We start from the raw sequence: 21852 nt of genomic DNA, 5'->3' as shown, positions 1-21852 counted from the left end.
CACAAAAAAAGACATATTGTGCACTAGTCTCTTATAATCATAGCATGAACCTGGATCTGGACGAAGCCTGCGAACAAACTTTGACCGAGATTAACCTTGGGGACGTGTTGGAGGCGCTAGGTGTGGATCGGGATAGCCCTCTAGGGCGTGGTCTGGCGGTTAGTCTGCGTCCTTCGGCACGAAAATTTGCACGTCAAATCCTAACATTTGATCATTGGGTTGCTGAGGTTGGGCTTCATCGGGCCGCTTCTCGATTCATTTCTATGTATGTGAATTATCTTGAAATCAAGGGGGAGAGTTTTATTCCTCATCACGGGCCGTTGTTAGTGTTAGCGAATCATCCGGGATTGAGCGATGCTCTGGCGTTGTTCACGGCATTACCGCGCAACGATCTGCGCATATTGGCCGCTGAGCGCCCTTTTTTAGACGCCCTCCCTGCGGTCAAGGGGTACTTAATTCAGGTATCTGAGGATGAGAGCGCTCGCGTGGGCGTTATTCGTCAGGCGATTCGGCATCTGCGTTCGGGGGGTGTGCTACTCAATTTCCCCGCTGGGCGGATTGAGCCGGATCCGGCGGTTTTGCCTGGGGCGTGCGGTGCGCTGGATACATGGTCGGAGAGTATTGGGGTGTTTGTGCGAGCGGTGCCACAAGCAACCATATTACCGATTATCGTTAGCGGTGTTTTATCGTCTGCTGCTCTACGCCATCCCATAACCCGTCTGCGCAAGTCGCCACGCGACCGTGAGCGCCTAGCGGCTATGTTGTGGATCTTGATGCGGCTACATCGGCCGGGTCATTGGCCGGTTAATGTCACAGTGCATGTCCTGCCACCGTTGGAAGCTGCCCGTTTATCCTCACTTCATGAAGTGAGGGCTATTACTCAGGCTGTAATAGCCCATATTAAGGCCCACTTCCCTTTTACGAATAAGTCAGGATGACCTGTAGGGCCTCTTCGGGATATTCATTGAGCAACCGATAAGCCTCGGCGGCACGTTCGAAGGAAAAGCGGTGGGTAATCCAGAAAGAGGGGCGCAACCATTTGAGCGCTTCCACCGCCATCTGAAGGCGACGCGCTTTTGTCCAGCGTCCGCTGAGTTCCGGCGCAATGGTGCTTACCTGACTGGCGATGATTTGAATGCGGCTGCGATGGAAACGTCCCCCTAGATCCAGGGCCACCGGTTTGCGCCCATACCAGGAGCCCACTACAATGCGTCCGGTGTAGCCGGTGATCTCAATCGCCTGGTTGAGGGCGCCAGGCGCTCCTGAGACTTCGAATACTAAGTCGGCGCCCTGATGGTAGCCAAGCGATTCTAGGATGGAACGCAGCCCACGTAATACTTCCTCACTGAGCGGGTCAAATACGGCAGTGATTCCCAGTTCCATTCCGGCTTTACGCCGTAACGGGTAGCGATCGAGGGCCACAATATGATTGAGAGGAAAACGGGTGAGTAATGCTGTGGTGAGTAGCCCCACAATGCCTAGGCCAAAGACAACAACCTGCTCTCCCAAAATGGGACGACCATCTTGAACGACGTTTACCGCCGTTTCCATGTTGGGCAGGAATAAGAGGTCCTCCTCGTTCAACCCTTCAGGGAGCGGGATAAGGGAATCTAACGACGCAACAAAGGCGCTTTCATGAGGATTGAAGGCGAACACCTTACGACCTAACCAGGTTTTTTCGACCCCTTCGCCTACTGCAATAACCTCACCCACGCAGGCATAGCCATACTTGAATGGAAAGGAGAAAGTTCCCTTGAGAGCAGGAAGAGTCTCATCCAGGCTAAACCAACTTGGGATCTGCCCGGTATAGGCCAACACCTCCGTGCCAGCACTGATTGCACTGACTAGGGTTTTAACCAGCACCTCGCCGCTCTGTGGGTTGGGACAATCCTCTTCTTGAATTTCGACTGCAAGAGGTGCTTTAAAGATGAGAGATTGGCGCTTCATATGCGGTAAATTCTAGGCCTCCCCCATAATATCAAATCTTGATCCCACATTTCCCACTGCCAAAGGCTTAGTCCAGGGGCCTTGCGTTCGGGGCTAACCAGCAACTTGTTTATATAATGATAACCGCCAATCCAGATCGGGGCAAGGGTGATGATGGCAGCATCCAGCAAGTGGGCCTCTATAAATGCAGTGAGCACTTTGGCGCCCCCCTCAACCATCAGCGAATGAATGCCGTTTTCCCACAGATATCTCAGCATTAGTGGCAGAGGGATGGGGTCGCCAGGTTCATCCACCAGGGGCACGATGCGAGCGCCTAAGGCCTCTAACGCATTGCGGCGGTTGGCAGGTGCTTTGGTGGCAGTAAAGATCCACGGTGCTGTGGTAGGATGGTGCAAGATGTGACTTTCGAGCGGGATGCGCAGGTGGGTATCCAGAACCAGTGGCTGAGGATGCTGCCCCGGTACAAGACGCACAGTGAGTCGAGGATTATCAGCCAATACTGTTCCCACGCCAACCAAGATGGCCTGATGCTCGGCGCGTAGGGCATGGGTCAGGCGGAGTGCCGCATCACTACTAAGGGCACTTGGATGCCCCCGTTTGAAGGTTAGGCACCCATCTAGACTTTGGGCGAAGGCCAGGGTTACCCAAGGGCGTTGTTCAGATTGGTAATGGTTGGTACCTTCTGCTTGCCACTCACGGATGCGGTTCCTGGCCATTTCCACCAGGGTGCTTTGAGCTGGCATAGGGCAATTCTCCCAAATCAAGCCAGTGATTTAGGCGCAGGACTTTACTGCGCAAGTAGGCCATGTTCTCCGGATACACAGTGGGCAGGAGGGGGACGCGTTCAACAACTTGGATGCCAAGGGCTTCAAGGTCGTGAATTTTCTGGGGATTATTAGTCATGAGGCGTACGCGTGATATTCCCAAGTCTTTGAGGATGAGCGCAGCGATGTCATAACGGCGTGCATCTACGGGGTGTCCAAGGGCAAGGTTGGCCTCTACGGTATCCAATCCCTGATCTTGGAGATTGTAGGCACGTAGTTTCTCGCGTAGGCCAATGCCTCGTCCTTCTTGGCGCAGGTAAATCAAGATGCCCTGCCTTGAGTTAGCAATATGACTTAAGGCTTGTTGCAATTGCTCTCCGCAATCGCAGCGCCGTGACCCCAACACGTCCCCGGTAAAGCACTCGGAGTGAACACGGGTGAGAACGGCGGAGAGGGGGTCTAGGTCACCCCGCACCAGGACTAGATGCTCGCGGTGTTCTACTGAGTCGGTATAAAGGTGCAGGCGAAACCTACCCCAAGCGGTGGGTAGCGTGGTGCTAACTTCGCATTTAACTTCTAGGTTACCCATTTGACTCACCTATCTAATAATTAAGTCCGATCAGTGACCAATAAACCGACCAAGACAATCTCAATGATTTTAGTAATGTAGCCCAGCGGCGTACGCGCGCCGATTAGCAACCACAATAAAATGGTTAACCCAGTATAGGCAATGAAGCCATATCGTGCCCAGCGAAAATGCTCACCAAGTCGTCCTCTCCCTACTAGGTAGGTTCCCAGAAAAACGAGGTATCCCAGCCCGTTAAGAATGAACATGAAATCAGGGAAGAGCAAGGAGATGTGGATGGCGGCAGTAGCCAGGGTCAATAAAGCGATTGCCAAGGTTCGTAAAGGTTGAGGAGGTCGGGGGTTCATGTGCGACTCCAGTCTTTATGATCACTATGCTGTCAGGCATGACGAGGGTCTTTGGGCCAGGCGAAGGGAGACTCTCAATAGACCTGGACGACAGATTGTTTCCAGAGTAAATAGATCCTTGATAGATTTTATCAACAAACGGGACAGTTGTAAGGGTATGTAAAAACTCGGGTAGGTCTCGAGCCTACCCGAGTCTTAGGGTTATGAAGCCATACCCAGTTTAGCGGCTAATTCGTTCTAGGGCTATCTGCAGTCGCTCACCATCAAAAGCATCCTCGGCGGCGGGCAGATTGGCCGGCAGGGGTTGGTTGAGCATTTCCACGGTTAGGGTTTCCCCCATAATGTAGTCCCTGAAGGCGGCTACAGCGGTTTCCAGTCCGGGGGTGGCCTGGTAGTAGAGGCGGATACGGTCAGCGATCTCCAAGTCGGCTTGCTTACGCAATTCCTGCACCCGGCGCACAAACTCGCGGGCCAGTCCCTCTTGAATCAATTCGGGGGTGAGATCCGTAACCAACGCGGCCAGGTAGGGCCCTTCAGAGGCAACGGCAAAGCCCTCGCGTGCTTGGACGCGCACCTCAACCTCTTCAGGAAGGATCGTGTAGGTTTCACCATCCACGCTTACCTCAATGGGTTGGTTGTTGAGCAGGCGCTTGGCGGCCGGTTCAGGATCGAGAGCCAGGATTGCCTTGCGAATGGCGGGGAAACGGCTGGCGTACTTTTGCCCCAGTTGTTTGGGTAAGGGGTTGAGGCTATAGGCCACGGCTTCGCTGGTAGCGTCCAAAACCCGCACCCGTTTGACGTTTAACTCGTCGGCCAGGAGGTCAGCATAGGCTTGCACCACTGGAATTTCATCCGCGTTGCCTACCGCGAAAGCTGCCTCAGCCAGCGGTTGACGCACTTTACGATTGGCCTTGTTGCGCGCGGCATGTCCCAACGAAGCCAGGCGCATGACCAATGCCATCTCCCGATTGAGCCGTTCGTCGATGACCTGTTCATCATACGTTGGCCACTCGACTAAATGCACCGAGAGAGGCGCCTGCTTATCCACCGAGCGCACTAGGTTCTGGTAGAGGGCTTCGCCCAGGAAGGGCATGGTAGGTGCCAGCAGTTTGCTCAGAGTGACCAATGCTTCGTAGAGGGTGGCATAAGCCGCGCGTTTATCAGCATCCGATTCGCTCTTCCAAAAGCGGCGACGTGAACGGCGCAGGTACCAGTTGGAAAGTTGATCCACAAAGGTCTCGATGGGACGGGTGGCTCCCAGCACGTCGTAGTGCTCTAGGGCGTCGGTGATTTCTCGCACCAATGCGTGTAAGGTGGAGCGTAGCCAACGATCCAATGGAGTGTATTCAGGCTCCTCATCCGAAGGTAGCCAGCCATCCAAGTTGGCGTAGGTCACAAAGAAGGTATAAGTGTTCCAAAGAGTGAGCACAAAACTGCGCAGTACCTCGGCCACCAAATCGCTGGAGAAGCGGCGCTCCTGACCGGGCGGGCTGGCGGTATACAGATACCAACGCATGGCGTCAGCGCCGGTGCGGTTGATCACATCCCACGGATCAACCACGTTCCCACGCGATTTGGACATTTTTTGTCCTTGGGCGTCCAGAATCAATCCCAGGCAGATAACGTTCTTATAGGCGACTTCGTTAAACAGCAATGTGCTAATGGCGTGGAGGGAATAGAACCAGCCACGGGTTTGGTCAACGGCTTCACAGATGTAATCCGCTGGAAACTGGCGCTTGAACGTCTCTTCGTTCTCAAATGGGTAATGCCACTGAGCCACTGGCATGGCGCCCGAGTCAAACCACACGTCAATTAATTCTGGCACGCGTTCCATGGTGCCGCCGCACTCTGGGCATTTCCAGCGGATCTCGTCCACGTGTGGGCGGTGAAGATCCAGTCCAGTGAGATCCCGCCCGACTTTTTGGGAGAGTTCAGCCACCGAGCCGATGCATTCCTGATGATGGCACTCCCGGCACTCCCAAATGGGTAGAGGGGTGCCCCAGTAGCGTTCACGTCCTAGCGCCCAGTCAATATTGTTGGCCAGCCAATTGCCAAAGCGCCCATGCTTAATATGCTCCGGGTACCAGTTGATTTTTTCATTCAATGCCACCATTTGCTCTTTGAACTGGCTGGTGCGGATATACCAAGTGGGACGGGCGTAATAGAGTAGCGGTGTAGAGCAGCGCCAGCAGAAGGGATAGGTATGCGTGTAAGTCCCTGCACGCAAGAGCAGACCGCGGCGGCGCAAATCTTCAGTGATCTCGGGGTCGGCGTCCTTGACGAACTTGCCCGCCCAGGGGCGCACCTCTGGGATGAAGGCCCCTTCTTCGTTCACCGTCATTAGAATGGGCAGATCATACTCCAAAGCAGCGCTCATGTCCTCGGCACCAAAGGCAGGGGCCATGTGCACCAGGCCGGTACCCTCCTCTGTAGTCACGAAGTCTCCCAGCACCACATAGTGAGCCGGTTTGTCTACCGGGAGGAAGGTGAACAGCGGATGGTAACGTTTGCCCTTCAACTGACGGCCCTTCATTCTGGCAACGACCTTAACCGGTTCCTCCCCGAAAACGGCCGGCACCAGCGCTTCGGCCAGGATCAGACGTTCTTTTCCGTTCTCGGGGGTTTCTCGCTCGACCACTACGTAATCCACATCTGGATGGGCAGCTACGGCCACATTAGCCGGTAGCGTCCATGGGGTGGTAGTCCAGATTAGCAGAGAGGTGCCGGGTTCATCTACCAGGGGTAAACGCACATAAACCGAGGGATCGGTGGCTTCATCATACCCCAGCGCAACCTCATGATCTGAAAGGGGGGTTCCACAACGTGGGCAGTAAGGGACAACCTTGAAACCCTGATACAGCAAATTGCGTTCCCAGAAATTCTTTAAGATCCACCACACCGACTCAATGTAATCGTTGGTGTAGGTGATATAAGCCGTGTCCAGGTCAACCCAGTAGGCAATGCGCTCGGTTAATTTTTCCCATTCGCGGATATAGGTGAAAGCCGATTTACGGCAGAGTTCATTGAAGCGGGCAATCCCATAGGCCTCAATCTCGCGCTTGGTATTGAAACCAAGTTGCTTTTCCACCTCAATTTCTACTGGCAAGCCATGAGTATCCCACCCGCCGCGACGAATAACGTGATAGCCGCGCATTGTTTTGTAGCGTGGAAAAACATCCTTGAAAGCCCGTGCCAGGACATGGTGCACGCCCGGCTTCCCATTAGCGGTCGGGGGACCTTCGTAAAAAACATATTCCGGTTGCCCCTCGCGCTGGCGCAGGGTCTCGTGGAAAATGTCGTGAGATTTCCAAAAACGTAAGATAGACTCTTCGAGAGAGACGATATCGAGTTTCGGCGAGACGGGTCGAAACATACTCCACTCCTCTAACCTGAGATTTTTGAGTGCTCCGTCGGTAGATAAGGGGTGGCCTCTAAACAAAAACCCTCTGTCCGCTTCAGGGACGAGAGGGTATCTCGCGGTACCACCCTGATTCCTGCCCGCAGGCAGGCACTCTGCCAGGTACGCCCGGTTTCCCGTTGATACCTGCGCCGTGGGTAACGGCTGGCGACGCCGGCGCCCCTACTGACGAACTCGTTGGTTCGCGTTCAGTTTGCAGCTCCGGAAGGATTTTCGGCTCACCGATCTGCCCCGGCTCGCACTCTCCCGGGTTCGCTGACAGCCTCGAACGAGCCTACTCGTTTCCATCATCGCTTTTGAGATGCGCAAATTATGCCACGAACCTCATAAAAAATCAACCGTTGCGCGCTGAGATCGTTTTGGCGCTTCTGGATATAATCGAAGCAGGATGAGCAATAACAAGGGTAGCGCTTGAGCACAGATCAATTTGGAACACCTACGAATTAGATGTTGTGTGAGTCTCTGAAGAAAGGTAGAGCGTATGAATATTATGATCATCGGCGGAAGTGGGTTTATCGGAAGGGCCCTGATAACTCGGTTGCTGGAGGAGGGGCATACCATTAGCGTGCTGAGTCGGCGTCCCCAGTCCGTCCATTTGCCTGTCTCCGTGGCGGTGCACCCCTGGGATGGCCACCATGGCACGCCCTGGGCAAACTTGTTGGCCGAGATGGATGCGGTGGTCAATCTGGCGGGGGCCAATTTGGGCGTGGGTCGCTGGACCCAACAGCGGAAAATGGAATTTCTGACCAGCCGGGTTGTGAGCGGGAAAGCGGTCGTTGAAGCGTTTGCTCTGGCGCCTCGCAAACCCCGCTTGCTGGTGCAGGCTTCGGCCATTGGATATTACGGATCATGCGGGGATGAGGTGATCACTGAAGCGTCTCCTCCAGGCCAGGATTTCCTGGCTCAGCTCTGTGTGCAGTGGGAAGCTAGCACCCAGCCGGTTGAGGCCTGGGGCGTGCGGCGGGTGCTCTTGCGCACGGGGATCGTACTGGACCGCGAAAGTCTGGTGCTTAAGCGCCTGTTGTTGCCCTTCCGCTTGGGGGTAGGGGGGCCGCTGGGCAGTGGACGACAGTGGATGCCTTGGATCCATATGGCTGATCAGATTGGGGCGATGTTGTTCCTGCTTCATAACGAACAGGCCACCGGTCCCTTCAACCTGACGGCACCCAACCCAGTGCCCAATGCGGTTTTTGGCCGCACGTTGGCACGCGTATTACGACGGCCCTACTGGCTACCTGTCCCGGCATTTGTGTTGAGGTGGGTACTGGGTGAAATGAGTACCCTGGTGCTGGATGGGCAGCGTGCCTTACCCCAGCGGCTTTTGAATTTGGGTTACCGCTTTGTCTTTGAGGACTTAGAAGCTGCCCTGCGTGACCTGCTAACCCGTTAATCTCCGTGTGGTTTTAGGTATAATTAACCAACTCACGGAGGACATGCCCATGAACATTGATGAGCAGGTTGCACTTCTCATGCAGGGAACCGAATACGGGGATGAGGCCCTCAAACAGGCAATGGCGGCGGAGTTGCGCGAGCGGCTGATTGAGGCGCAACAGGAGGGCCGTCCGCTGCGGGTGTATTGTGGTTATGACCCGCGTAAGGCCGACCTGCATCTCGGTCATACGGTGACCATGCGCAAGTTGCGCCAGTTTCAGGACCTGGGCCACGAGGTGACCTTTTTGATTGGGAATTTTACTTCCTTGATCGGTGATCCCTCGGATAAGGATAAGTTGCGCCCGCGCCTAACCCCAGAAGAGATTGAAGAAAACGCTCGCACCTATGCTGAGCAGGCCTTTCGTATTTTGGATCCAGCCAAGACCAAGATTCGCTACAATGCGGAGTGGCTTTCTAAATTGTCCCTGGCAGACATGATCCCGCTGGCAGCCAATTTCACGCTTCAGCAGTTCCTCACCCGCGAAAATTTCCGGTTGCGCTGGGAACGGGGCGATCCAATTTACTTGCATGAAACTTTCTATGCCATCATGCAAGGCTATGACGCCTATATGCTGCGAGCAGATGTTCAGGTGGGGGGCACCGATCAATTGTTCAATATTGTGACCGCCGCCCGTAAGATTATGTCGTTTCTGGGTGCCAAACCCAACATCGCAATTATCATGGGTATTTTGCCGGGAACAGATGGGGTAGTGAAGATGAGCAAGTCGTTGGGCAACCATATCCCCATCAACACAACGGCTGAGGACATGTATGGCAAGGTGATGAGTATTCCCGATTTTGTCATGCCCACTTACGCCAAACTGGTCACCCGCTGGCTGCCCGATGAAGTGGCGGCATTTGAGAAGGCTCTAGCCGATGGCACCCTCCATCCGCGTGATGCTAAAATGAAACTGGCTTTTGAGATTACGGCGAACTTTTACGGTGAGGAAGCCGCTCAACGCGCCCAGGAGGCCTTTGTGCGTCTTTTCCAAAAACACGACTTGCCTGAGGACATCCCCGAATTTCATGCTGAGGCAAGTCAGAGTGTATTGGAGATCATGGTGAAGGCGCAACTGGTCAGCAGCAAGAGCGAGGGGCGGCGGCTTCTTGAACAAAAGGGCGTGCGACTAGATGGGCAGGTGCTTACAGATCCAAATGCGCCGCTGCCTCATCCGGGAATTTTGCAGGTAGGGAAGCGTCAGTTTTTACGAGTTGTGTTTTAGGTGGTTTTCACGAATAAGAGATGGAACACGATGTCTGAATTGCCGCTGGTTATCGAAAATCTCACTTTCCGCTATCGTAGCCGCAATGAGCCGGCAATCCGAAATATTAACTTAAGGGTGCAGCCTGGCCAGGTTGTGCTGATTGCTGGGGCCAGTGGATGTGGAAAGACAACCCTGATTCGCTGCATTAATGGTTTGATCCCGCGCAGTTACAAGGGTGAATTAACGGGCAGTGTCCGCATTTTTGGGCAAGACACGCGGGGACTCTCTTTAGCGCGCATTTCTCAGATGGTGGGTACTGTTCTTCAGGACCCGGAACGTCAGATCTTGGGTTCGCGCGTGATCAATGAAGTGGCTTTCGGGCTGGAAAACCTGGGTTTGCCACGCGAAGAGATCCTGCGGCGTGCCCAAGAGGCGCTGGAGCGGTTAAAGATTGCCCATTTGCGTGATCGTGAGACCTTCAATCTTTCTGGAGGGGAAAAACAAAAGGTGGCCCTGGCGGGCGTGTTGGCGATGCGCCCGGGCATCTTGCTGCTGGATGAGCCGTTGGCGAGCCTAGATCCGGCCAGTGCCCAGGATGCCTTGCGGATGATCCGTCAGTTGGCCGATGAGGGCATGACGGTAATCTTAATTGAGCATCGTGTGGAGGATGTCCTGGCCATCCATCCTGAGCGGGTGCTTTATATGAGTGATGGAGAGATAAAATTTGACGGCACGGCTGAACAACTGGCAGATTATGTGGACTACCGCGAGGTGAAACTGCCGGCTCCGATGATCCTAAACCTAGCTGCGCGCATGGCTCCACCGCCTGAGCCACAATGGCTTCCCAGCGGGCGAGAGGGACAGCGTGAGCCGCTGGTGGAATTCCAGGGGGTGCATTTCGGTTACGAAAATGGGATGGAGATCTTGCACGGTGTGGATTTGACCATTTACCGCGGTGACATCATTGCAGTTTTGGGCCCCAATGGAGCAGGCAAAACAACTTTGATCAAACATGCTATTGGCCTGCTCAAACCAAAGCGCGGGCGCGTGCTCATTCGTGGACGTGATACTCGCCAAATGAGCGTAGCCGAAATAGCCAGCACCTTGGGATATGTTTTCCAAAGCCCAAGCCACATGCTTTTTGCCCCAACCGTTTATGAAGAGTTGGCATTTGGGCCCAGGAACCTCAACCACGATCCAGAAACCATTCGAAAGGAGGTGATGGAAGCTATCGAGATTGTGAACCTAAAGGGGTATGAGCAGATTCCACCGCTCTCCATGTCCTTCGGGCAACAGAAGCGCGTCAGCATTGCTGCTATTCTTTCGATGCGTTCCCGTATTCTGGTTATGGATGAGCCCACTGCGGGGCAGGATTATAAGAACTACATCAGTTTCATGGATTCAATCTTGCAGATGCCTGGCTTTGAGGCCATCCTCTTTATCACTCATGATGTGGACGTGGCTATCCGCTACGCGAACCGCGTGCTTCTAGTCAATGAGGGGCGAGTGGTCGCGGATGGGACGCCTGAAGAGGTCCTGAGTGACCTAGAGCGGCTGGAAACCTGCCGTCTGGTTCCAACCTCGTTGCTACGTCTGAATTTGGATTATCTGCCTTCAACCCGTCGTTTTCTCAGTGCGGAAGTGCTAGCCCATTTTTCACTGGCTTGAAAGGAGGAGCAAGATGGATAAGCGTTTGCGTTCAATTCTCTTTTCCTTGATTGGCGTTTTGGTTTTCTTCCTGTTGATTGTCTGGATTGGAGGGATGATCAATCCCAACTTGCAACTGGATGAAACCGGTGTATTGCGTTTTGTGTTTGTCGGCATTGGTTTGTTAATCGTCTTCGTCATCTATGCCCTGACCCGTCAAAACCCGGTGTGGGAAGTGGGCACGCGTGAGGTGGTGTATATGGCCATTGGTGCGGCCTTGTATGCTGTGCTCTCCTTCCTCTTCAACGGGACTGTGTTTGCGGTGCCCTCAGTCAGCCAGGTGGCTCTGCGTCCGGCGATTGCTATTCCCATGTTCTTTGGGTATGCCTTTGGGCCAGTGGTGGGTTTCTTTAGTGGCGCGGTTGGAAACATGTTCGGCGATGCGCTGACTGGTTTTGGCCTGTCTCCCCAGTGGAGTGTGGGGAATGGACTGGTCGGTTTTGTGGCGGGCCTGGTGCACCTCTTCAAAGATAAACAGCGCAGTGTGGATGCGGTTTTGATCGTCAGCGCTTTGCTTGCTGCCTTGGCAACCGTCATTTTCTTTGTCAATCGTAATGTGCCCAACATGATGTTCTTTGACCCCGAGGCGGGTATCTTTGGCGATGCTACCATCAGCCTTTTTGCTGGCATCTCGGCAGTGGTAGGGTTTGTGCTGGTAGTGCTGGTACGTTTTCTCTTTGCCCAAAACCTGGATGTGGCCGCTGCAGTAACCTGGAGCCTGTTGGGTAACTTCCTCGGAATTGGCTTTGCCGCTATCTCGGATATTTGGATTAACGGTTATCCGCCAGCGGTGGCAATTGTTGGGGAATTCTTGCCCGCTGCGGGGCCGAATGCCATCTTTGCCGCTATCCTGGTGCCGTTGCTGGTGGTGGCGTTTGCCTCAGTGCAGCGTCAAACCGGTCGTTGATCTTTTTAGAGCGAAGGCAGGTGGGGGCTTTTGGTTCCCTCACCTGCCTCTAGGAAGTAGTCAGGAGTTATATGCTCGTTACCTGGCGTTACCGACCTCGTAAATCACTTATCCAGAGTTTTGATCCGCGTGCCTGGATCATTTTCTTCCTGTGTTACATCGCCTGTACGGTGCTTTTCTGGGACTTGCGATATTTGCTGGTGCTCTTTGGTATGGCGCTGGTTGCGGTTTTTACCTCGGGGATCAAATGGCATGAAATGCGTCGTGCCTGGCTTTTCATTGGCGGTTTTATCTTTTTCTTCTCCTTCCTTACCTTGCTAACAGGGCGAGGCGGCATTGAGCTTTACAAAGAGGAACATGTCATTCATCGCTTGGCTGCGGGCTTTACCCTCTTTGGTTGGCGGCCTACACTTGTCTTGAGTGCGGAGCGCATTGCGTACGCCGTAGCGATGATGGTGCGTGTGTTCAGCCTGGCCAGCATGACCATCTTAATCCCTTATTCGTTGAATCCGGCCCTCTATGGGGTGACTTTCCGTGGTTTGGGGTTACCCGATAAAGTGGCTTACGGCATGGATTTGACCATGCGCTTTATCCCTTCCTTCGGGCGCGATTTTCAGTTGACGCTGGATGCTCAACGGGCGCGGGGTTACGAACTGGAGAAGATTTCCGGAGGACTGTTTGCTCAGGTGCGTAAACTAGCGCCGCTAATTGTGCCGGTGACAATCCACGCCATTGTGGCCAGCGAGGATATTATTGATGCCATGGATTTGCGCGCTTTTGGCGTGGGACCGCGCACATGGGTGGACGAATTACACTACCGTCCACGTGATCGTGCTCTAATTGCGTTTGGAGTGGCGATGCTGCTCTGTTCTATTGCCCTCTCCCTCTGGGGGTTTGGGAAGTTCTGGGTACCGGAATTTTTGCTGCAATTGGCGCAGTAAACTCCTCATATAAAAATACTGGGGTCTTGCGTTCGTGATCGCTATCCGATTGGCGAGTCATTTTCTTTTACCTTGGCGCGGCTATGTCCGTTGGGCAAGGCCAAGATGATGGGCAATCCCAGGGTCAGGACGCCTGCGCTGAGGAAAAAGGCTGTGTACAATCCAAGGTGGTCACCCAGCCAGCCCACCCCCAACATGGCTAATGAGCCAACCACAAAGTTGACAGCCATGAAAGCGCCGTTCGCCAGGGCGCGTTGCTCGGGGTAGTGGTCCTGGATAAGAGCCATTAGGATGGGCGTCATGGAAAGCATGGTGGCGCCCAGTCCTAGTAAAGTGATCAGGCGAAGGACAAGTTGAGAGGTGGTGAGGAACGCAAAGGCAAAGACCGACGTGCCTAGCCCAGCAGCGAGGAGGACGGGTTTGCGTCCTAGGCGATCACTCAAGGACCCTCCCAGAAATGCGCCCCCAATGCCTGCAAATTCCATGATCGTCAGTGAACCACCGGCCAGCCAGAGCGTGGCACCTTCTTCGGTCAGAAATGTAGGTAGAAAAGTGGAAAATGCTACCTGAGCCAGGGCACGCGTCACCAGCAGGGCGCTCACCGGGATCAAGACGGGCCGCAACAAGGCCCAAGCCCGTTTCCAGGGCAGCGGCTCAGGGGGGTGGTCAGGGAGTGTGGAGACATTGCGCAGGCTCCAGTAAACGGCTAGAGAGACTAAGATCCCAACAATCATGAGCCATGGCAACCGTCGAATTCCTAACCCCTGAATGGCGATGACAACGATCAGTGGTCCTAGCGTGCGCCCTAACTCGCCGGCTGCCATCCACAGACTCATCCCTAGTCCCAGCCGGTAGGCTGAGAGTCGCCCAGCGATGGCGGGGCCAATGGCGTGGAACCCGGCAGAGGAAAGCCCCACCACAAGGAGCAAGATCATGGCAGTCGGGTAGGTCGGAGCTACGCCCACCAGTGACATCATAGTGGCGGTTATGGCGGGGCCGAGGAAAAGTAGTGGGCGTAGCCCAACCCGGTCCCCCAGATAACCGATGAAAGGTTGCAAAATCGAAGGCGCTTGAGTCAAGAAGGAGAGCACCCCTGCTTCGGTCTTGGAGAGGGCATAACGCTGAATGAGCAGAGGCAGCAACGAGGGAAGAAAGGCGGAGTAGGTGTCATGTACCGCATGTCCTAGGGCGATGGTGCTGACCCGTTCACTCTGAAATTTCTCGGTGGCTAGGCTTTGATCGGCAATCATGAGAGCGCGCCTTGCTGTCACAGTTTTGTTGGGCTTAAGGGGTGCGGTGGATTTCACCTTCGACGATCAAGCGCAGTGGCACAGTTGGCGGGTTAGGACCATAATCGGTGAGATCTTCCAGGGTGATGCGTAGGCGAAGCGGAAAATCGCCAGGGATTTGTTCTAAATAACGCGTAATGGCTTCATCGGCCTGTACACCAAAGGTTTTTAGCAAACGGCGAATGTCATGGCGAGTGGTTTCTTCGTTCATTCCATCACACTCCTTGGGGTTTACCGGCAGATTTTACGGTCGCTTTCTAGTATAGGGTGAGCAGCCTGCTTGCGTCGCTGTGTATCCAACCAGAGCGCCAGCACGGCCAGTAGAGTGGCAATCAGAATAACGAAGGCAGCAATATGGTAAGTACCTTGCAACCCTGCTAGGAGAGCCAAAGGATTGGCTTGGGTCACCTCGAAGCCAGGAGGCAAGTTGGCAGAGGCGCGAACCTGAAGGGCAAACAATGCGCCCATGAGGGGAAGCCCAGAGGTTTGCCCCAGCGTTCGCATCAAGGCCAATAGACCAGAAGCAATGCCCAAACGGTTACGTGGTACCGCACTCATGATGGCGTTATTATTGGGAGATTGGAACATGCCCAGCCCAATGCCAAAGGGGAGCAGGTGCAGTACGAAAGCCAGTGGGCTGATTCCGGGCTGGATGGAGGCAACCGAAAGGCAGCCAACGACAACCATGATAAGCCCGATAAGACTGATCCCACGCGAGCCATAGCGATCCGAGAGGGCACCGGCAAGGGGAGCGACGATGCCCATGGCGACGGGGTGTGCCATCATCAAGGTGCCTACCAATTGGGTTGGGTAGCCCTGAACCAATTGAAGGAAGAACGGCATCAGGAACATCCCGGACATGACGATGAAGACGAGAAAAGCCATCAACAGGTTGATAGAGAAAAGGATGTTACGAAACAGGCTCAAATCCACCATCGGATGGGGCTGGTGGCGTTCTACCTGCACAAACACGATCAGTCCGACGAGACTGGCTCCTAGAAAGATTTTGGGCCATTGGCTGCTAAATCCCCAATCCTGTCCTAGGGTCATGCCCAGGGCGTAGCATCCCATGGTGAAAAATAGAACCAGCGCACCTACGGCGTCAAAGCCCTCTTGACGATGCCCAGGGTGCAAGTTGGGAACAAAGCGATACACGATCAGCGAGGCAATGATTCCTATGGGAAGATTGACTAGGAAGACCCAGTGCCAGCCAGCCCAAGCAATAATCAGACCACCTAGAGGTGGTCCGGCGGCAATACCGACGGAGACAATGCTCCCGATAATGCCCAACGCACGCCCGCGCGATTCGGGTGGGAAAACTTCTGTAATAATGGCTGTGCCAAGTGCTTGGGTAAAGGCAGCCCCAATCCCCTGGAGAGCCCGAAAAAGGATCAGCGCGGTGATGGTAGGGGCTAGGCCGCATAGCAAAGATCCGAGGGTGAAAATGATCAGCCCTATCTGATAGAGCCGTTTCTTGTTGTAAAGATCACCCAGTCGGGCCACGCCGAGCATCAACGCCGTGACCATTAGCACATAGGCCAGCACCACCCACTCAACGGTGGCAAAATTGGTGTTAAGGGCCTTAACCAGTGTAGGCAGGGAGATATTGACGATACTGGAGTCAAGCGTGGCCATCAAAACACCACTGCCGACACTTAGCAGGGTCAGCCAGTGCTGGAGAGTAGGGCGAGAAGTTGTCATGGCAATGCTCGAGGCCCCTAGTCAGGTGAAAAGATGTACCCCCCCATTGTACTTTGAATCAGGGACGTTTCGCTAGACTCGGGTTGCACCTTATAAAGGAGACTGCGAACCGTGTTTTCTACCAGTGCTCGGGCAGTTGGCTCGGGTAGAATTTCTTCTCCCCAGCCGGCGCGGTAAAGAGCCTCCCAGCCGACCTCGCGAAAGGCGTTATCCATCAGATAACGCAGTAATCGACTTTCTGTTGGCGTTAGCAGGATGGGAAGATCTTTGTATACCAGCAGGTTCTGTTCGGGGTCCAGGCGAAAATGGGCCTGCCAGGTTGTATCAAGCACGGGGCGGGGCGGAATCTTTTCGGCTAGGCGACGCACACGCTCTTTAAGTTGCGTCATGGCAAAGGGTTTGACCAAATAGTCATTGGCACCCAGGTCATAACACTGTTGCATGACCCGCGGGTCAGAGAGCGCTGTTAGCATCAGAATTGGAGCGTTGGTCTCACGCCTCAGGGCCTCCAGCAAACTCAACCCATCCAAGTCAGGCATCATAATATCGAGGATGAGCATATCAACGGCCTCATGCTGGAGCAGGCGTAGCGCAGATTGGGGCTGGGTGGTGGTTAGCACCTGATAACTCTCTTTTTCTAGCACGCGGCGCACCAGATCGCAGGTGTCGCGGTCATCGTCAATGATTAAGATTTTTAGTGTAGAGGGGGTGGCCTTGAAGACCATGCGTTATTCCTTCGAAAGATAAGCAAAACCAGGCTATGTGCTCTATAATATTTATTGTAGGTTGAGGCGGGGAAATCGGCAAGCGTAAAGGCAGAGCGAATAGCGGTTGAATGGCTGACTGACTCAAGCCCTTCTTAATCGGTTACCCTTGGCTGACATCAGGGGGTAAATCATGCTGTATTTGGTCATGGCGTTGAAAGGGAGCTGTTTTTTTGTCTGATAATAGGCTATGGGAGAGAATAGAGTGTTTGCTCCCTCTCTTGAGGCTGCTCGGTGCGGTAAGGATAGCAATTTAGGCAAAGGACTACACTATGCTGATCGAGAAGTTTTGGGTTGGAGAAAAGATGGAGCAGGTATAAAAGCCGCTTTACTTCACACGTTTAGACATATAATTGTGTGGGAAGAATGTCCGCTGTGAGTACACCCCCTTGCACATAAAAGTCGGGCCAGGAAATGAGCAAATTTCCTATTGTTTGGTTCTACATTCTGTCGTTTGGCATTGCATGGCTTGGCTGGATACCGGTGGCACTAGGTTCGCACGGTGTGTCACCGTTTGACCAACCTTATTTTCAGTTCCTCCTCATCTTCCCTGCCATCAGTCCCACGCTCGCAGCTGTTATCGTGACCCGAATTGTGTATGGTAGGACAGAAGTAGGCGACTTGCTTAGGTCACTAATCCTTTGGCGTGTTGGTCTAGGGTGGTACCTGGTGGCAGTTTTTGGCCCCCTTGCTCTTCTTCTTGCTGGGCAGGGTATAACGAAATGGCTGGGCTTCGCGGCAGCTCAACCAGAGCCTCAAAGCGAACTACTTCCTCTTGCAATTTCTGCCTTCGTCATGTCTCTGTTCTCCAATCCGTGGGAAGAGGTTGGTTGGCGTGGCTTTGCCTTGCCACGTCTGCAGAAGCGCTACACCGCTTGGGTGGCTACCCTCATTATTGGTGGTTTGTGGGGGTTGTGGCATTTACCGCTTTTCTTCTGGAGAGGCAACCCAATGTCGGCGTATCCTTTTCTGCCCTGGTTCCTCAGCACGGTTGCAGTAACTTTTGTTTACACTTGGCTTTACAATAGCACTAAAGGCAGTCTCTTACCGGTGGCGCTAGTTCACATTGCGCTGAATACCTTTGGAGTCGTGATAAGAGGTGTATCCGTTTTTAGTCTGGTCATTGTGTATGCGCTGGTAGCGCTCGTCATAGTGGTGACATTCGGTGGAACAGATTTATCGCGCGGGGGAAGGGTATGTATGGGCTAACCGGCGTCTTCACCTGAGGTTGCTCCGCCGCGTCGCCAAGGTTAGCACGGCTGAACTTGGTGTTGTTTGCTGGTGCTTAGGACAATTTTGATTAGAATCAAGGCGAGGAAAGAAAACGGATTAGGATAGTTGCACAGGGAGATAGCAATGGTAGTTCATTTTTATGCCACGTTCCGGCCGATCGTAGGCGGAAAGACGGTCGAGGTACCACTGGCAGAGGGCGCAACAGTAATGCAGGTGCTGGAGCATTTGTTTGAGCGATATCCTGAACTTCGGGCTCAGATGATGGATGCTCAGGGCAATCTCCTGCCGTATGTGCATTGTTTTATCAATGGTAGGGATGTGCATTACTTGCCTGAGGGGTTGCAAACATCGCTTCGCTCAGAAGATCGTCTAGATATCTTTCCCCCGGTAGGTGGCGGGTGTGCTTAAAAGGCACGAGAGCGTATGGAAAAGTCATACGCTCTCGTTGGGAAATTGAGGTGGGGGGTCAGATGATCTCGAGTTCTTTGAGTTTGCTCTCGGGCACCACGCCGTTGACCCAGCCGCGCTCGCGGTAATATTCCTCGAGCATCTTGTCCAGTTCGCAGACGTGACCGAACGAGCCCTGTTCCTGGGATGGTTCCTCCAGGAAGCGCTTGGGCAAAGTGTCGCTGCCCTCGCGGAAGCCGCACAGGTTGTTGTAGTAGCGCTCCAGGTTATAGATGCGCTCGCCAGTCTTTAACACGTCATCGGCGGTGAAGGGAATGCCTACAACGGCAGAGAATTGGGCAGCGTAATCCTCCGCGGCCTCGGCAAAGGCGCTGAATTTGCATAGATCGAGGCTGTCTGAGAAGGCGTGTAGGTCTTGGAGTAGTTTGAGCAACTTGCCTTTACCTTCCCAAGCCAAGGGGTCGGTCTTGAGTGGGATTAGGCCGAGTTCAGAGGCTGGGCTGTAGCCGCGGAGGTGGCAGGCGCCACGATTGCTGGTGGCATAACCCAATCCCATACCTTTGAGGCCGCGCGGGTCGTAGGCGGGGATGCCCATCCCCTTGACCGTCATGGCAAGTTCGGGGTGTCCGAAGTGTTTGGCGGCTCTCTCAGTGCCCTCAGCCAGGATGTCGCCTACGCCTTCACGATAGGCGATCTTGCGCATGAACTCAATCATGCCAAATACATCACCCCATTGTAAACCGCCCGTACCATTCACATAGCCGCGCTGAGTGGCCTCCATGTACATGGCTAAGACATCGCCAATTTCGATAGCATCATAACCATAGTCGTTGGAAAGGTCAATCATCTTGGCGATGGCTGCAGCGTCGTCGTTGTCGCACATGGCTCCCAGGGACCAGGCCGGCTCGTACTCAAACGATTCCATGCGTAAGCCAGCAAACGGTCCTTCTTTGATCTCTACCTCTTTCTTGCAGGCTACCGGGCAGGCGTGACAGGTTGGATCATCGACCAGAATATGCTCCTTAACCCATTCGCCGCTGATTTTTTCGGATTTGGGCACGAAGGAAGCGCGTTGGGCGTTCCGAGCAGGTAGGGCCCCCATAGTGCTAGTGATGTTTGTCAGTACGTTGGTGCCGTACACTGAGAGGCCACCCTTGCGTGGGCTGGTGACGTTGGCCGGGTCCATGATCTTGGCTAATGCCTGCTGATGCGCGGTTTTCCACAATTCGCGGTTTACCGCCTTGGGCATCTTCTTCTCGGCCTTGATTACAATCGCTTTGAGCAATTTGCTTCCACCCACACAGCCGGTGCCACCACGACCGCTGGCGCGGTCATCCTCATTGATCCAGTTGGCAAACTTAACCAGGCGCTCGCCGGCCGGGCCAATAGCCAGTACACTCAGATCTTTCTCACCATATTTCTCTTGCAGGGCTTTGATAGTTTCATGAACCGTCTTGCCCCACAAGTCCGCTGCATCGTGGATTTCAACCTTACCGTCTTCAACATAGAGGTAAACGGGTTTGGCCGCTTTCCCTTTGACGATGATTCCATCCAGGCCAGCCCATTTGAGGCGTGCTCCTGACCAGCCACCGTGGTGGCTATCCATGATAGTACCCGTCAATGGCGATTTGGTGCAGATTGCCATACGGCCGCTCATGGTTACTTCGGTGCCGGTGAGTGGGCCGGTCATAAAGCACAAAATATTTTCAGGTGAAAGGGGGTCAACCTGATACCCGTTTTCAAAGACATATTTATCGCCCAATCCGCGCGCGCCAATGTACTTCAGTGCCCAATCTTCGCGGATGGGTTCATAAGTTACTGTTCCCGTGCTCAGATCCACATGGGCAATCCGATTGGCATAACCTCCGAGTGCCATACTCCCCTCCTAATCGACAGAGCCTTTGTCAAGGGTCACAGTAGATTGGCCACAAACAGGATACTATTTCTCACCTCCTTTCCTAGCAAATGGGCTGGGACGAGGCTACTGTGAAGTGGCTGAGTTGACCGTAGTGTATAGAAGCGGCGGGAATGATGGAGAATCTGAGAAAACGCCCCTTGCTTAAAGTCTAGTGAATTTTTCACAGTGATTCAAGTGACATTTGTCAACTCTTGTTTCTTGGGTGTGAGGTGGGGATAAAGAAAGTTAGTCGGTAGTGATGGTAAAATCAAGAACATCCATTATTGCACAGACTCTATTTTTAGGGATTTTCAATGTCATTTGAATCTCCACTTTCCTCTCCGCGCTCGTGGCGTTACTATCTTGGCCTGGTTGGACAAGGGTTTCTGATCGGTACCGTAGATGCTGTGCCGGGGGTTTCCGGTGGGACGATGGCTTTGCTCTTGGGCTTGTATGAAGAACTGATCCAGGCCATCCGCACCCTGGCTGATGTGGAAGTGCTTCGCCGGTTCCTTAAACCCCGCGAATGGACCTGGCTTGTTTCCCATCTTCCCTGGCGCTTCTTGTTGGCCGTGGCACTGGGAATTCTAGGGGGCGCGTTCACCCTGGCGCACGGGCTGCAGTGGGCCTTAATCCATTATCCGCAGGCGATATGGGCGCTCTTCTTCGGTTTTGTCCTGGCCTCAACGTGGGCTGTAAGCCGCCGCGTTCGTCACTGGAAACCCCTTTATGGTGGTTTATTCCTGCTGGGAGGGGGGATCTCATTTGCCCTAGCCGGTGCAACAGTATTCTCAACTCCTCAGACCTTGTGGGCTTTCTTTCTAAGCGGGTTTGCGGCCATCTGTGCCATGATCCTGCCTGGTGTTTCGGGGGCGTTAGTGCTGGTGATGCTCGGTAAGTATCAAGATGTGCTTGCGGCGGTAACCGGCTTCCAGGTAGGGGCGTTGCTAGCATTTGGATTGGGGGCTATTTTGGGGTTGAGCCTGATGGCGCGTTTGCTGACGCGTTTGTTGCGGCATTATCACGATCTCACACTAGCCTTCCTCTGTGGCCTGATGGCTGGATCGCTGCGTCGTTTATGGCCTTGGAAGGCGTGGGAAATGGGTGATGCGGGCACCTCCTCCTTTGCGGAGGCAGTGGCTAATGTTTGGCCGGCCATCGGAGAGATCGAAACGTGGGGATTGATCGGCTTAATGGGGGTGGGGTTGAGTCTGGTGGGATTGTTAGAGCATTTGGCACGCGGAAAGACCGCTCAGGCTAAAACTCGGGCTTCAGAGTCCCTTTCGGTTTCATTGGGAGGAGAGTAA

Annotated in this window: 19 protein-coding genes; 9 read left to right on the top strand and 10 right to left on the bottom strand. The window is 54.0% G+C overall.

Going from position 1 to position 21852, the window contains the following annotated elements; translation table 11 throughout:
• Positions 1-44 precede the first annotated feature (44 nt).
• Positions 45-938, top strand: a complete 894-nt coding sequence (locus Q0721_RS02585) for a lysophospholipid acyltransferase family protein (protein WP_299024990.1) — start codon at positions 45-47, stop codon at positions 936-938.
• Here the strand turns inward: Q0721_RS02585 and Q0721_RS02580 are convergent.
• The 5 genes from Q0721_RS02580 to ileS all read right to left on the bottom strand — a co-directional run bounded on the left by Q0721_RS02580 (position 919) and on the right by ileS (position 7017).
• Complete coding sequence (locus Q0721_RS02580; RefSeq protein WP_299024988.1) at positions 919-1947, bottom strand: zinc-binding dehydrogenase; 1029 nt, start codon at positions 1945-1947, stop codon at positions 919-921. The genes Q0721_RS02585 and Q0721_RS02580 overlap by 20 nt on opposite strands.
• Positions 1944-2690: a RibD family protein gene (locus tag Q0721_RS02575; RefSeq protein WP_299024986.1), complete on the bottom strand. Its 747-nt coding sequence runs from the start codon at positions 2688-2690 to the stop codon at positions 1944-1946. The genes Q0721_RS02580 and Q0721_RS02575 overlap by 4 nt, the downstream gene beginning before the upstream one ends.
• The gene (ribA, locus tag Q0721_RS02570) at positions 2641-3300 is read right to left on the bottom strand and encodes a GTP cyclohydrolase II (RefSeq protein ID WP_299024984.1); all 660 of its coding nucleotides are present in this window, start codon (positions 3298-3300) and stop codon (positions 2641-2643) included. The genes Q0721_RS02575 and ribA overlap by 50 nt, the downstream gene beginning before the upstream one ends.
• 20 nt (positions 3301-3320) lie before the next feature.
• A complete protein-coding gene (locus Q0721_RS02565) occupies positions 3321-3644 on the bottom strand; it encodes a hypothetical protein (RefSeq protein ID WP_299024982.1) in 324 nt (107 codons plus the stop codon).
• A gap of 220 nt (positions 3645-3864) precedes the next feature.
• Positions 3865-7017, bottom strand: coding sequence for an isoleucine--tRNA ligase (ileS, locus tag Q0721_RS02560; RefSeq protein WP_299024980.1), 3153 nt, complete (start codon positions 7015-7017; stop codon positions 3865-3867).
• A 526-nt stretch (positions 7018-7543) separates the two neighbouring features.
• Between ileS and Q0721_RS02555 the strand changes: the two genes are divergently transcribed.
• From Q0721_RS02555 to Q0721_RS02535, 5 genes are all read left to right on the top strand, one after another.
• Positions 7544-8452 (top strand): TIGR01777 family oxidoreductase, encoded by a 909-nt coding sequence (locus Q0721_RS02555; protein ID WP_299024978.1) that lies wholly within the window; start codon positions 7544-7546, stop codon positions 8450-8452.
• A gap of 49 nt (positions 8453-8501) precedes the next feature.
• Positions 8502-9716, top strand: coding sequence for a tyrosine--tRNA ligase (tyrS, locus tag Q0721_RS02550; protein WP_299024976.1), 1215 nt, complete (start codon positions 8502-8504; stop codon positions 9714-9716).
• A gap of 30 nt (positions 9717-9746) precedes the next feature.
• Positions 9747-11366 (top strand): ABC transporter ATP-binding protein, encoded by a 1620-nt coding sequence (locus Q0721_RS02545; protein ID WP_299024974.1) that lies wholly within the window; start codon positions 9747-9749, stop codon positions 11364-11366.
• A 13-nt stretch (positions 11367-11379) separates the two neighbouring features.
• Positions 11380-12312 (top strand): ECF transporter S component, encoded by a 933-nt coding sequence (locus tag Q0721_RS02540; RefSeq protein WP_299024972.1) that lies wholly within the window; start codon positions 11380-11382, stop codon positions 12310-12312.
• A gap of 71 nt (positions 12313-12383) precedes the next feature.
• Positions 12384-13253 carry an energy-coupling factor transporter transmembrane component T gene (locus Q0721_RS02535; RefSeq protein ID WP_299024970.1) on the top strand — a complete coding sequence of 290 codons (870 nt, stop codon included), beginning with the start codon at positions 12384-12386 and terminating at the stop codon, positions 13251-13253.
• 41 nt (positions 13254-13294) lie between these two features.
• On the opposite strand, the gene Q0721_RS02530 is transcribed toward Q0721_RS02535, so the two are convergent.
• The 4 genes from Q0721_RS02530 to Q0721_RS02515 are packed head-to-tail and all read right to left on the bottom strand — an operon-like array spanning position 13295 to position 16968.
• A complete protein-coding gene (locus tag Q0721_RS02530; protein ID WP_299024968.1) occupies positions 13295-14503 on the bottom strand; it encodes an MFS transporter in 1209 nt (402 codons plus the stop codon).
• A gap of 34 nt (positions 14504-14537) precedes the next feature.
• The gene (locus tag Q0721_RS02525; protein WP_299024965.1) at positions 14538-14753 is read right to left on the bottom strand and encodes a DUF6494 family protein; all 216 of its coding nucleotides are present in this window, start codon (positions 14751-14753) and stop codon (positions 14538-14540) included.
• 20 nt (positions 14754-14773) lie between these two features.
• The gene (locus tag Q0721_RS02520) at positions 14774-16243 is read right to left on the bottom strand and encodes an MFS transporter (protein ID WP_299024963.1); all 1470 of its coding nucleotides are present in this window, start codon (positions 16241-16243) and stop codon (positions 14774-14776) included.
• Between the two features lie 17 nt (positions 16244-16260).
• Complete coding sequence (locus Q0721_RS02515; RefSeq protein ID WP_299024961.1) at positions 16261-16968, bottom strand: response regulator transcription factor; 708 nt, start codon at positions 16966-16968, stop codon at positions 16261-16263.
• A 453-nt stretch (positions 16969-17421) separates the two neighbouring features.
• On the opposite strand from Q0721_RS02515, the gene Q0721_RS02510 reads away from it, so the two are divergent.
• Positions 17422-18216 (top strand): type II CAAX endopeptidase family protein, encoded by a 795-nt coding sequence (locus Q0721_RS02510; protein WP_299024959.1) that lies wholly within the window; start codon positions 17422-17424, stop codon positions 18214-18216.
• A gap of 147 nt (positions 18217-18363) precedes the next feature.
• Complete coding sequence (locus Q0721_RS02505) at positions 18364-18648, top strand: ubiquitin-like small modifier protein 1 (RefSeq protein WP_299024957.1); 285 nt, start codon at positions 18364-18366, stop codon at positions 18646-18648.
• A gap of 58 nt (positions 18649-18706) precedes the next feature.
• Here Q0721_RS02505 and Q0721_RS02500 read toward each other — a convergent pair whose 3' ends face one another.
• A complete protein-coding gene (locus tag Q0721_RS02500; RefSeq protein WP_299024955.1) occupies positions 18707-20524 on the bottom strand; it encodes an aldehyde ferredoxin oxidoreductase family protein in 1818 nt (605 codons plus the stop codon).
• Between the two features lie 335 nt (positions 20525-20859).
• On the opposite strand from Q0721_RS02500, the gene Q0721_RS02495 reads away from it, so the two are divergent.
• Entirely contained in the window at positions 20860-21852 is a 993-nt protein-coding gene (locus Q0721_RS02495; RefSeq protein WP_299024953.1) for a DUF368 domain-containing protein, read from the top strand.

It is taken from the genome of uncultured Thermanaerothrix sp., from assembly GCF_938028735.1.
GTDB lineage: Bacteria > Chloroflexota > Anaerolineae > Anaerolineales > Anaerolineaceae > Thermanaerothrix.
This window is presented reverse-complemented; position numbering and strand designations above follow the sequence as displayed.